The sequence below is a fragment of the Geoglobus sp. genome (assembly GCF_054018175.1).
This window is the reverse complement of sequence record NZ_JBPLZQ010000080.1, coordinates 1-12,637: the sequence shown is the minus strand read 5'-3', so window position 1 is coordinate 12,637 and position 12,637 is coordinate 1. Positions and strand designations below refer to the sequence as shown.

General features: G+C 54.3%; 11 protein-coding genes. 3 read left to right on the top strand and 8 right to left on the bottom strand.

The window, feature by feature from the left end:
• Nucleotides 1–615: class I SAM-dependent methyltransferase (locus ACXJJC_RS06390; RefSeq protein WP_456370300.1), on the bottom strand; the 615-nt coding region annotated here is incomplete at its 3' end.
• Between the two features lie 145 nt (nucleotides 616–760).
• Between ACXJJC_RS06390 and ACXJJC_RS06385 the strand changes: the two genes are divergently transcribed.
• Genes ACXJJC_RS06385 through ACXJJC_RS06375 form a run of 3 tightly spaced genes read left to right on the top strand, consistent with a single transcriptional unit; the run spans nucleotide 761 to nucleotide 4,411 of the window.
• Nucleotides 761–1,651, top strand: coding sequence for a hypothetical protein (locus tag ACXJJC_RS06385; RefSeq protein WP_456370299.1), 891 nt, complete (start codon nucleotides 761–763; stop codon nucleotides 1,649–1,651).
• A gap of 50 nt (nucleotides 1,652–1,701) precedes the next feature.
• Nucleotides 1,702–3,051, top strand: coding sequence for a CoA transferase (locus ACXJJC_RS06380; RefSeq protein WP_456370297.1), 1,350 nt, complete (start codon nucleotides 1,702–1,704; stop codon nucleotides 3,049–3,051).
• A gap of 10 nt (nucleotides 3,052–3,061) precedes the next feature.
• Entirely contained in the window at nucleotides 3,062–4,411 is a 1,350-nt protein-coding gene (locus tag ACXJJC_RS06375) for a CaiB/BaiF CoA transferase family protein (protein ID WP_456370295.1), read from the top strand.
• On the opposite strand, the gene ACXJJC_RS06370 is transcribed toward ACXJJC_RS06375, so the two are convergent.
• From ACXJJC_RS06370 to ACXJJC_RS06340, 7 genes are all read right to left on the bottom strand, one after another.
• Nucleotides 4,408–5,190 carry an enoyl-CoA hydratase/isomerase family protein gene (locus ACXJJC_RS06370; RefSeq protein ID WP_456370294.1) on the bottom strand — a complete coding sequence of 261 codons (783 nt, stop codon included), beginning with the start codon at nucleotides 5,188–5,190 and terminating at the stop codon, nucleotides 4,408–4,410. The genes ACXJJC_RS06375 and ACXJJC_RS06370 overlap by 4 nt on opposite strands.
• A 4-nt stretch (nucleotides 5,191–5,194) precedes the next feature.
• Nucleotides 5,195–6,349 (bottom strand): acyl-CoA dehydrogenase family protein, encoded by a 1,155-nt coding sequence (locus tag ACXJJC_RS06365; RefSeq protein WP_456370293.1) that lies wholly within the window; start codon nucleotides 6,347–6,349, stop codon nucleotides 5,195–5,197.
• Between the two features lie 76 nt (nucleotides 6,350–6,425).
• Complete coding sequence (locus tag ACXJJC_RS06360; protein ID WP_456370291.1) at nucleotides 6,426–6,905, bottom strand: Zn-ribbon domain-containing OB-fold protein; 480 nt, start codon at nucleotides 6,903–6,905, stop codon at nucleotides 6,426–6,428.
• The gene (locus ACXJJC_RS06355; RefSeq protein WP_456370290.1) at nucleotides 6,905–7,435 is read right to left on the bottom strand and encodes a Zn-ribbon domain-containing OB-fold protein; all 531 of its coding nucleotides are present in this window, start codon (nucleotides 7,433–7,435) and stop codon (nucleotides 6,905–6,907) included. The genes ACXJJC_RS06360 and ACXJJC_RS06355 overlap by 1 nt, the downstream gene beginning before the upstream one ends.
• 5 nt (nucleotides 7,436–7,440) lie before the next feature.
• Complete coding sequence (locus ACXJJC_RS06350) at nucleotides 7,441–8,640, bottom strand: thiolase domain-containing protein (RefSeq protein ID WP_456370288.1); 1,200 nt, start codon at nucleotides 8,638–8,640, stop codon at nucleotides 7,441–7,443.
• Between the two features lie 6 nt (nucleotides 8,641–8,646).
• Complete coding sequence (locus ACXJJC_RS06345) at nucleotides 8,647–9,792, bottom strand: thiolase domain-containing protein (RefSeq protein WP_456370286.1); 1,146 nt, start codon at nucleotides 9,790–9,792, stop codon at nucleotides 8,647–8,649.
• Nucleotides 9,793–9,910: 118 nt separating this feature from the next.
• Nucleotides 9,911–12,637: NosD domain-containing protein (locus ACXJJC_RS06340; protein WP_456370284.1), on the bottom strand; the 2,727-nt coding region annotated here is incomplete at its 5' end.

The window sequence follows — 12,637 nt, the reverse complement described above, 5'->3', positions numbered from 1 at the left end:
GATTTTTCCGAGCCCGGCACTCTCCATAAGCCAGACAACCCTGTCCTGAGTCATCTTCCCGTGGAGTGGCAGGTGCCTGCTGACCTCCCCGTCATAGCCCGTGCGCCCAAAAGGGTTCCTCCTCTCGTAGACGGAAACGAGAAATCTGCCTACCGCCCTCTTCAGCCCACTGCCGCGCCACGAGCCGTCTATCACCACTACCTTCCCGCGATTCCGAACGACCCTGCTCCACTCTCCTATGGCCTTCTCCGGATTGGGAAGTGTCCAGAGGACGTGTCTGCATATTGTGGCGTCGAAGCTCTCGTCGTCGAAGGGGAGGTTTTCCGCATCGGCAACTCTGAAGTCAACTTCGACACCGGCTCTTCTTGCCTTCTCCCTCGCAATGCTGAGCATCCCCTCAGAGAGGTCAATTCCCGTGACCTCATGTCCGAGTTCGGCAAGCAGAATTGCGAGAAATCCTGTTCCGGTGCCCACGTCCAGGATTCTCATCCTCTCTGTAAAAACACCTGAGAGAAGCTCTTTCCACTCGTCCTCAAGACCGCTGTGGCCCGGCGACCTGTCGTAGGTCGCACTTCTCCTGTCCCAGTACCTCCGGATCCTGTCCTTTACATCCATCTCTCGCAACCCCTGCATTTGGTATTAAAAATCTTTCGAATCTTAACACTAATTAAGAAATTATTTTAGTATAATAGCAAAAAATGAGATTTTTGCCAATACTTTTAGAAAATTTTATTAATAAGGATCATAAAAGTAACAATGAATGGTACAGGGAGTGATCAGCGAGGGCATGGCGATCCTGGAACTCGTATTGCCGAGGATGTTCGCAGGCATGGTCCTTGCAGGAGTTCTGTTCTCGACACCGAAATTCAGGAAGATTGCGAAATCCTTTGAAAGGCTCGCAAAAACCGCGAATCTGAAAAGCGGAGTTCCGGTAGCGGCGTTCTTTGCAGACAGGTATGCTGCTCTTTCAATCCTGTCGGAGATGAGACGAAGGGGCGTCATCAGCGACAGGGAGGTGATCGTGTGCACAATAGTGGGCACTTTTCCGATGAGCGTCAGGTCAGTCCTCCTCGTAATGGGACCCCTGGCACTCTCGTCCCTCGGACTCAGGTACGGACTCACCTACATTCTTCTCGAATTGGGGTCCAAGCTCCTTGTCACGCTCATTGGTGTACTCGCTGGGAGGAGGTACCTCGAAGGCGGAGTGGTCAGCATCAAATTTCAGACATCCGTGAAGGGGAGCGTTGCCCAGTCGATAAGGCAGTTCGTGAGAGTAGCGGCGATACTCATTTCTTCTGTTTTTGCAGTTCTCCTGCTCGTGGATGCGGGTCTCAACAGGGTGCCGCTCGCCACGTCACAGCTTGCGATAGTGTCGGCAGGTGCAGGCAGCACCGTGGCGGGTATTGGCGTTGCAGGGTCACTAATGGCCAAAGGGCTTGTTAGCGGGAAGGATGCGCTCCTCAACCTCATTATCGCGCAGATGCTGCACAGGGTCGTCGAGGGGCTCAGGAGTTCAATGCCAGCAAACATCTCCATGTTCGGCCCATATCTCGGCTCGAGGCTCACTGTCATCACGTTTCTTGCCGGAGAGCTTGGGTGTCTGATTTCCCTCGCCATGCTCCTGCTTCTGGCCGCTCTTTCAGCAGTGTGAAGGTGCCCGACAACTGATTTCCCGTGCAGTAAAATATATAAGATTTAATAATGACAATAACAGGAACAGGAGGTGATATTCTGGAGGAGTTCAGGGAGTTCGTGAGGAACATTCTGGGTGGAGACCTCTTCGAAAAAGACGAGCCACTGAAGGGCGTGAGAGTGCTCGAGGTATGCTCGGTCGTTCTCGGGCCCGCGGCAACTGACATCCTCGCGGAGTTCGGGGCTGAGGTGATAAAGTTCGAGCCCAAGAGGGGAGACCAGATGAGGTACGTCTCTCCATTCGCGTACTACTGGAAGAACCTCTCTCCGGGACTTCTCGAGCAGAACCACAACAAGTACTGGGTGGGAATGCACTTCGGACATCCAAAGGCGAGGAAGCTGTTCTACGACTTCGTGAAGAAGAGCGATGTCGTTGTGGATAACCTCACTCCCGGCAGGCTCGCGAAGTGGGGGCTGAACTACGACAGGCTCAGGGAGATCAACCCGAAGATAATCCAGCTACACGTTTCCGGATTTGGAAGCTGGGGGCCATTCACCGGAAGAACGAGCTACGACGCGATAGCCCAGAGCGAGGGCGGGCTCTCCTACATAACCGGCCACGAGGGCAGGGGACCGATAAAATCGGGAGTCTGGATAGCGGACTGGATAACAGCACTTATGAGCGCCCTCGCTGTAGTCACGGCCCTGAACTACAGGGAGGTGAGTGGAGAGGGGCAGTTCATAGACTATTCACAGGTTGAGAACGTCATCAGGTTTATGGACTGGACATGGCTCTACGTGTTCAAAACAGGCGACAACAGGGAGAGGTACGGGAACAGGGACGTTGCGATCTGTCCATCAGATCTGTTCAAGTGCAGGGACGGGTGGGTTGCGATAGCAGCGTTCACGGAGCGAGAGTTCGAGGGACTGTGCAGGGCGATGGACAGGATGGACCTGTACGAGAGGTTCAGGAACCCCTTGGAGAGGTTGAAGGATGATAACGCGAGGGCGATTCTTGCGGAGATAGCGAAGTGGGCCGAGAGCAGGACCGTTGAAGAAATAGAGGAACTGGCAGACACTCTCGGCTTCTCTGCGAGCAGGGTGATAGATGTCGAGGAGGCTTACAGCAGCGAGCACTTCAGGGAGAGGGGGGCGGTGCAGGAGTACCACGATCCGCTCTACGGCAGGCTTGTAGAGCCCGCTTATCCCCCAAGGATGGAGACGCCCGCCAGGCTCAAGTGGGGCGCGAGGCCGCTTGGATTCGACAACGAGTACGTGCTGACGAGAGTTCTCGGGCTGGGCATGGACGAAATCAGGAGGCTTGAGGAGGAGGGTGTCATCTACAAGTGGGATCCGAACGTTGCGCCGCAGACCCCTCCTCCGGACTGGGATGGAAGGAAGGGGTTGAAGTTCCCGTGAGGTGATGGCAATGGAGGAGAAGATTGTCGGAATGGCGATTGATCCCGAGTACGCGAAGTTCGTTTACTCCCTCACGAGTCCTGACGAGGTTTACGGAAAGCCGGAGGCGCTTGAGGGTATCGTCGTGTTTGACCTTAGCTACGGTAGCTATGCTGGCCTCTTCGCCTCGTCACTGCTCTCAGAGCTCGGGGCCGAGGTGATAAGGATAGAGCCGCCCGAAGGGGACATAGCCAGGAAGATGACTCCCTTCGGCATAATGGTGGGCGACGCTGGGCTTGCGTACCTGACAGAGGGACGGAACAAGTTCCACGTGACGCTTAACCTCGAGAGCGATGAGGGGAGGGAGATGTTCAGGAAGCTCGCGAAGAAGGCAGACGTCATCATCGAGACATTCAGGCCCGGGTACATGGACTCCCTCGGCATAGGCTACAGGCAGCTCAGGGAAATCAACCCGGGGCTGATCTACTGCGCGATACACAGCTTCGGCCAGTTCGGAAAGGACAGCGAGAAGCACGGAAACCAGCCGGGCTACGACCTTGTGGATCAGGCGAGGGGAGTGGTGATGTCAGTAACCGGAGAGCCGGACCTCGATCCTGAGGTTCCGGAGGAGTACAAGAGACCCCTCAAGCACGGAAACTGGATGGGATGGTATGTTGGCGGGGCATGGGCGGCGCTCGGAATTCAGCTCGCACTGTTCCACAGGCACAGGACTGGAAAGGGGCAGTTCATAGATGTCGCCCCATCAGAGGGGTTGATGGCCATCGCCAACTACCTGATGCAGTACTTCCACATGTCCGGCAGGAAGATGGTCAGGGCAGGAAACTTCGACTACGCGGTCTTCCCGTACACCTACGTTAAGTCCAAGGATGGGTATGTGTTCATGTCCGGTTTCACGGATCCGAACTGGGCGGCGCTGTGCGAGATCATGGGCCGTCCGGACCTGCAGAAGAGGTTCCCGACCACCAAGGAGAGGCTCACCCCCGAGAACCAGCCCACCATACAGCACGAGATAGAGAAGTTCACGTCCCAGCACACGTCAGAGGAGCTGCTGAACATGATAATGGAGTACTCGAGAAGGCCGGACAAGAAGGGGACCGTGGTCACGGGAAGGCTGAACTCACCCAAGGAGGTGCTCGAGGTGGAGCACCACCACATAAGAAAAACGTTCGTGAAGCTGAACGATCCACACTACGGAGAGCTGCTGATCCCGAACTCGACGTTCAGGTTCATGTCAAGAACTCCGGGGAGAGTGAAGTGGGCCTGCAGACCGATCGGAGCGGACAACGAGTTCATTTACGGCAAGTACCTCGGAATTTCGGGAGAGAAGCTGGAAAAATTGAGGGAAAAGGGAATTGTTTAAATCCACTTTCTTTCTTTTTCGAAGTTCGGCTGCCTCTTCTCCACGAAAGCCGAAAAGCCCTCCTTGGAGTCAGGGCTCGCAAACGCTATGGTGAAGAGGTCTCTCTCGTACATTATCCCGTCCCTCAGGCTCATCTTGAAGCCCCTGTTCACGGCGTGCTTCACCAGCATAGCCGCGTACGGAGATTTCGACTTTATCTTCTCCACCAGCTCGTTCACAGCATCCATCAGCTTCTCGTGCGGGACGACTCTGTTTACCAGACCGAGCCTGTACGCTTCGTCTGCTGAGATGTGATCTCCTGTCAAACTCAGCTCCATGGCCCTCTTCCACCCGATGAGCCTCGCAAAGCGCTGAGTACCCCCAGCACCCGGTATTATGCCTATGTTTATCTCCGGCTGCCCGAACCTCGCCTTCTCGCTGGCGATGATGATGTCACAGGCCATGGCTATCTCACAGCCCCCACCAAGCGCGTAGCCGTTTATCGCCGCTATTACAGGAATGTCGAGCTCTTCAAGATCTTCAAGCAGCGCTCCAAGGTCCTCGATTATCCTCCTCGCCCTGAACACGTCGGTTTCGGAGAACATCTTGATGTCTGCTCCCGCGCAGAAAGCCTTGCCCTCCCCCGTTACGACCATCACCCTCGCCGTCCTGCTGTTCCTCGCGTACTCAACGGCTTTCCTGAACTCCTGAACGAACTGCTCGTTTATTGCGTTGAGCGCTTCGGGCCTGTTGAACCTCACCCAGACTACTCCGTCCCTCTCCTCAAACTCCACCGCCATGGTCTCAGCTCCTGTAGCTCTTGGGCATTCCGAGGACGTGCTCGCCTATGTAGTTGAGGGCCATCTGCTGCGTAACTGGAGCGAGCCTTATCAGGTTGATCTCCCTCCACCACCTCTCCACATCGTACTCCCTCGTGTATCCGTAACCGCCAAACGTCTGCATCGCCCAGTAGACTGCCCTTATTCCCGCTTCCACCGCAACAACCTTCGCCATGTTCGAGGCCTCACCAATCTCCTTGTAGCTGGCGTTGTTGTCGAACAACCAGGCAGCCTTCAGGTTCATCAGCTTCGCACACTCGAGGGTCGCGTAAGCCTCGGCAATCGGGAACTGCAGGCCCTGGTAGCTGCCTATGGGGTCGTCGAACACCTTCCTCTGCTTGGAGTACTCCACGGCCTTGCTTATCGCGAGCCTCGAGATACCTATTGCGGCAGCGGCGAAGCTCATCCTCTCCGGGTTGAGGGTGTCGAGGATCATGTACCAGCCCTCGTCCTGGGGGGGCATCAGTGCGTCCTCAGGCAGCCTGAGGTTGTTGAAGCTCACCTCGCAGGTCTTGGAGTAGTTTATCCCGTGCTTGGGAATCGGGTTCACCTTCACTGCCGGATTTGGCAGGTCCGCGAGAAAGAGGCTGATTCCGTACGTCTTCTTTGGCGCCTCCTCCTTAGGAGTCGTTCTCGCGATTATAAGCATCCCCTTCGCCCTGTCGGCACCGCTTATGAATATCTTGTTCCCGTTTATCACCCACTCGTCTCCGTCCTTGACTGCCCTCGTCCTTATGTTGAGCGTGTTCGTTCCCGCATCTGGTTCTGTCAGAGCCATCGCAAACTCCAGCTCACCCTTCGCAATTTTCGGCAGATACTTCTCCTTCTGCTCTTCAGTCCCATGCCTCACTATGCTCAGCGCCCCAAAAACCTCTGTCAGAACCAAGTACCACACTCCTCCCATTCCGCAACCGTTTGCGGCGAGCTCCTCCATGGCTATCAGCAGCTCCGTAACACCCATTCCGGCACCGCCGTACTCCTCGGGAATCACTATTCCCAGAAATCCCGCCTTGCTTATTGCCCTCCAGAATTCCTCGGCGAACTCGCCCTTCTCGTCCTTTTCCCTCCAGTACTCGGGGGGAAAGTCCCTCGCGATGTCCTTGGCTGCATCTGCAATCATCCTCTGCTCTTACGTAAGCTTAAAATCCACATTCACCACCCCCATTTTTAATAATTAAAAAACCTGAGCAAAAAAATTAGGAAACTGGCCTGAAGTAGAGGATGTCAGTTATCCTGCCCTCCCTCTCCTCCTTCGACTTCAGCACCGGCTCGACCTTCATGCCCACCTCAACGCTCTCCGGCTCGACCTCTCCGAGGAGGTGGACGATTGAGCCGTCCGTGTCTTCCATCTCGATGATCGCGTAGATCTCAGGCTTCTCGAGTTTCTCCCCGTACGTGTCGTAGCTGGCAACTGCGAAGGCCTTAACACATCCCCTGCCGCTGACCTCCACGAACTCCGTCTCGCCGAAGTCAAACTCGCAGTAGATCCTCGGCGGGAAGTAAACGTGACCGCACTTCTTGCACCTTGCAGCCAGAAACTTGCCCTCGTCCCTGAGCTTCTTGAAGAACGCATCACCCGCCTCTCCGCTCGTGTAGATCCAGTAGAGCTCGATCTTACCCTCAACGTGCCTGAGCTCTGCAGGGTCAACAATCTTCTCGTTGAACACCATCGCCATCACCCCTCCACAGGCTTCCAGTAAAGGATGTCTGTTATCATGCCCTCCCTCTCCTCGGGCGGCTTCCAGACTGCCTTCACCTTCATCCCGATGTACACCTTGTCCGGCTCGACCTCGCCGAGCTTGTGCAGGATGCCCATCTTAGGAGAGGCTCCATCTATGGAAATCACCGCAACGATCTCCGGCTCGTCGAGCGGCCGTGCGTCAGGGTCTATGTACGATATGGAAAACGTCTCGACCGTGCCAGTATCCTTGAGCTCGACCCACTCATCGATGGGCCTGTAGCAGAGCTCGCAGAACATCCTTGGCGGGACCATCACCCTCCTGCACTTGTTGCACCTCGTCGCGAGGATCTTGCCCTCCTTAAGGCCGTTCAGGAATTTGCTGATTGCCTGCCCGGCAGTGTACTGATACCTCACGTCAGGATGAACCTCAACATATGTCACGTTTCCTTCCTTTATATCCTCCGCCTCAATTCCGTGCCCCTTCACGTACGGAGGAGCGGAGATGTTCTTCTTTCCAACCGCCATAACGATCACCTCTTGTTGGAGAGAACAATAACGGTTCCAACCTGCATCAGGTCGCCCCATGCCTGAGCGACGCCGGTGGTAACCTCCTTGGCTACCTGCCTCTTTCCGGCCCTGTAGGCGAGCTGCCAGTACAGCTCCGCAACCTTGACACCCATCGTAGCTGCGATCGGGTTGCCAACACCGAGCAGTCCACCGCTCGGACAGACCGGCAGATCACCGTCTCTCGCCGTCACACCTTCTCTCGTCAGTATCGGTGCCTCTCCCTTCTTCGCAAGCCCCAGACCCTCCATGTGATGCAGCTCCTTGTAGTCGAACGGGTCGTATGGCTCCGCGACGTCAATCTCCTTCCTCGGGTCGGTTATGTGAGCCATCTTGTACGCCATTTTTGCTGCTTCGGCAACATACCTCGGGAAGTAAAGATCTCTGTTCGTCCACCATGTCGTGTCGAGGGCCCAGCCAACTCCATCAACCCAGACCGGCTCGTCCGTGAGCTGCCTCGCAATGTGCGGGGCAACCATTATCAGAGCGGAGGCTCCATCGCTTGGAGGAGAGACATCGAGCCTTCTGACCGGCAGTGCCATGGGCTCGCTGTTTAGCACGTCCTCAACAGTTATCTTCTCCGCAACCTGCGCAGCCGGATGATCGAGGGCGTTGCTCTTGTTCTTCACCGATACGAGGGCGATGTCCTCGTGCTTTATGTTGTTCTCGTGCATGTATCTCCTCATCTCGAGGGCAAAGATCCATATCAGGTTGGGGTTCAGCGGTCTGTCAAGAATCGGATCCCAGATGTACTTGAAGGCAGATTGCGGATGTGGATGGACAGAGCTCATTTTCTCCTCAGTAATCACAAGGCAGACATCTGCAAGTCCGCTCGCAACGTGCCAGTATCCGGCTATTGGCGCGAATACTCCCGTACCTCCACCGACGAAGACCCTCATGTAGGGTCTGTTGCTTCCTCCGGCTCCGTCAAGCAGGTACTCTCCTTTCATGTGGATTCCATCGAAAGCATCGGGAGCGGAGCCCATCACAACCATGTCGATGTCCGAGATCTCAAGCCCTGCCTCTTCGAGGGCCTGCTTTACCGCGTAGTAGCTCAGCTCCTTTCCGGTTTCGTTCATCCTCCTTCTGAAGAGAGTGATTCCGGCACCAACGATCGCGACATCCTGCTTCTTGTGGAACTTCAAACCTCTAACCCTTTCGAACATGGCGTATCACCTCGAGAAGACAGCAACTGCACCGCTTGCCGTTGGAATGTATCTCCACGCCTGCGCGACACCGACCTCTGCATCGACCTGCCTCTTCCCGGCCTCACCCCTCAGCTGGAGGACTATCTCGAGGGCTTTCTGACCGCCAGTGGCCTCGAGCAGGTTTCCGACGCTGAGGTTTCCTCCGGAAACGTTCACGGGCAGCGCTCCATCCCTGCTGAAGTAGCCCTCGCTGAGAAGCTTGTCCACCTCACCCGGTTTGGCAAGCCTGAGAGCTTCGATGTGCTGAACCTCCTTGAACGAGAACCTGTCGTCCACCTCAGCGATGTCGATCTGCCTGGCTGGATGTTCAATGCCTGCCATGTCGTAGGCCATCTCCGCAGCCCTCCTGGTGTATTCAGCGGTGAAGCTCATCGTGTCATAGTTGCTCGTCTCACTCCACCAGCCCACCCCGTCCAGCCAGACGGGAGTGTCGGTGAGCTGCTTCGCAACCTCGTCGCTCGCGAGCACGAACACAACTGCTCCATCAGCCCTCTCAGCGATCTCGAGCTTTCTGAGCGGGTAAAAAGCTGGCTCGCTGCTGAGCACGTCTTCAGCCGTAACGCTGCCTGAGTAAGGGGCGTCCGGGTTGAGCCTGCCGTTCCTCTTGTTCTTCTCGACAACCTCAGCATACACGTCGTCGCAGTAGCCCCTCAGGCTGGAGTAGTAGGACTTCTCCAGGGCGGCGAAGTAGTAGGGATGTGCCCTGCCTATCGGCCTGAGCCAGACCGGGTCGAAAGCGAACTTCATCACGTTGCCAAACGTCAGGATGTCGCTGGCCTTGCTGTGCGCCTCAACAACGGCAATCTCTGCAAGGCCGCTCTTTATGTGCATGAACGCTGTTGCAAGTCCGTAGAGGAAGTCGGCAGTCACGGTCAGGGTTGGCTTCAGCACTGCCCCGAGCTGATCCGGCACGAACTCGTCAAAGATGGCAAAGCCCTCCCAGAAGTCCTCTGCACACGTTACGAAGCTGTCCACGTCCCTCCTCGGGTTGATTCCTGCATCCTCGTAAGCCCTGACAGCCGCCTCGTACATCAGCTCCTTCCAGCTGAGGTCGGGCGTGTTGGTGTTGAAACCGCTATAACCCACACCGACAACAGCAACTCTGGTCATGGTTCCACCGTGGAAAAATTAACGTTAACGTAATTTAAATCTTTCGTAATTTTTCATTACCAACATCTTAAGTTTATAAAGGTAGTCCAAAGAAAATAAAAACAGGGAAGGATTGAATTCAGTTCCTCCTTAAGATCAGTGCTGCAGCACCCACAGCCAACACAGCAGTAACTGCCTCCATTCCCGGGATCAAAGTGCCTCCAACTCCGCCTGCTGATTCTTCGCCCTCTTCTTTCCCTATTTGCTCCTGAGCGGGTGGCTGACCACCGGCTTCACTCTCCGCTGGCACCTGCTTTTCGGCAGCTTGCTGCTCCTCCTTCTGTACCTCCTCCTGCTCCCCAGCCTCACCAGCCGACGGTGGCTGGATCTCGCTCTTCTCCTGCTGTGGCTGCTCCTGCTGCTTCTCCTCAGCTACCTCCTCCACGACAGGCTTTTCCTCAGCTTCCTGCCCTTCTCCAGACGGGACTATCCAGACTCCGCCACCTCCCGCCAGGCCACCTCCTCCACTCACGGATGGCCTCGCCCTGACAGTAATCGTCTCGGTTACAGAGCTCGCGTCTCCGTCGTCGTCCTTGACAGTGAGATTCACCACGTAGCTACCCGGAGAGGAGAAGGCGTGCGTGACCACAACCCCCTCAGCGCCACCTCCATCTCCGAAGTCCCACGTGTAGTTAACCAGCTGACCGTCCGGATCGAAGCTCGAGGACGCGTTGAACTCCACCGTCTCGCCCACATACGGGCTGGACGGTGAAAACGTGAACGAAGCGTGCGGCGGGTTGTTGACCACCCTGACCTCAACCTCCGTGGAGTTGACGTTACCGGCGGTGTCGTTGGCCCACACCTCGTACATCACCACACCTACGCTCGATGTGTCTATGGAGACGTTTAGCCTCTCCCCGGAATACGTGCCGGACTTAACCACCGATCCGTTGAGAATGACGCGATATGTGGAGGGGTTATCGTCGCTTATCTGGATGGTCAGATTCCCTCTCGAGTTTCTGTAGAGCCACTGTGGTGCAGATATCGAAATTACGGGGGGTGTTTTATCAATCGTTATGACCACCAGCCCGGTAGAGTTCAGGTTGCCGCATTCGTCGCTGACCCACACCCTGAGCTCGTAAACCCCCTCCTCTGACAGCTGGTAGGAAAAGGTGACAGTTTTTCCACTTCCCGATGCAACCATCGTGTGGTTCACTCCGTTGACCTCAATCCGCCCCTCCGTCACGTTCGTTGCCAGATCAGACGCCAACACGGCTATCGTCATGGTCTGGTTGGTCACCGTTCCGTTTGCAGGGGTTGGCGAGACGAAGGTTACGGATGGAGGTGATGTATCAACAGCAAAGGATGCAGCCTCAGTTGAATTGACATTGCCAAATGTGTCGTTTGCATAAATTCGAATCTGATGCTTGCCATCACCAAGTTCAGGAGTTTTACCAACGTAATAACCATCACTCTGGGTTAGAGTTATGCTGATTGTTCCATCAATTTCAGCGATAACTGTATTTATTCCAGATGGATCGCTGGCGGAGACGTTTATTTGGACTGTTGAAGTTGTGTAAACCGTGTTATTTTGTGGCGAGAGTATGCTAATTCTTGGCGGAAATCTGTCCAAAGTAAGCGGGAGATAGTCAACATTCGAACCATCGCCAGACAAATCGTAAGGAGAGTCACATACCAAATCACCGTCTACATCGCTACAAGTCTCGCTGAAACCGGTTCCATCAGGCTTACCCCAGTAATTACCTCCCAGGTAATTGCCACCGACTATGTTCCTACCGGGTGTTTTAGTGATGTTCCAAGAATTCGTGGTTCCGCCGAGATAGACATTGTTTGTGTTGTTGAAGAGGTTGTTGTAAATCCGGTTGTTGCTCGATGAGGAGAGATACAGCCCATATGTGCTTCTACCAGCCCCATTGTTGCTGATTATATTTCCAGAAATTTCAGCATTTGAAATGCTTTGCAGATAAACTCCATTCGCATTGTTCTCAATGGTGTTGTTCTTGAATATTATTGGGTTGTTTGTCCCTTTGATGTAAACTCCATAATTGTTATTTCCTCCAAATGTGTTGTTCTCAAGTCTGACTGTTCCTCTGACATTAGAGAGGTAAACTCCAGCACCAAAGTTTGAGGAGAAGTTGGAGTTGAGGATTGTGACGTTATGGCTGTTTGAATTTCCCATAATGATGTAAACTCCATCGTAAGTGCCAGAACTTCCAGTGCCGGAAACAGTTACGTTGTCAAGAACGATGTTCTTTATAGAACTGTAATAGCTATCAATCAAATAAATTCCATTAGTGCTTGCTGAGCTTATGGTTGTGTCGTTTGTGAATAAGCCATCAATTGACTGGTATTTATCATAAATGCCGTAAGAGCCTCCAGAGATTGTGGAGTTGTCTATTGTGACGTTTGTTATGCTTCCAGCAATGTTGATGCCGTAGTTTGTTGGGTTGGTTATTGTTAGATGGCTGAATTTGGAGTTTGAGACAGAGGAGAGGTAGATTGCGTCGGTTGAGGAATTTGATACTGTGAGGTTGTAAAGGTAGAGGTTGCTAACAAACGTCGCATAAATTCCATAGCTGTAACTCCTGACAGAGTTGTCAAAGGAGAGGTCTCTAACCGTTACGCTTCCTCCAGACAGACTCCTGAGATCTATTTGAGTTCCGCCATTGTCTCCAACGCTGTTATCTGATGGGGAGAAGACGATAGTTCCAGAGACTGTTAGGTCTTGCAGATAAACTCCATTCGCATTGTTCTCAATGGTGTTGTTCTTGAATATTATTGGGTTGTTTGTCCCTTTGATGTAAACTCCATAATTGTTATTTCCTCCAAATGTGTTGTTCTCAAG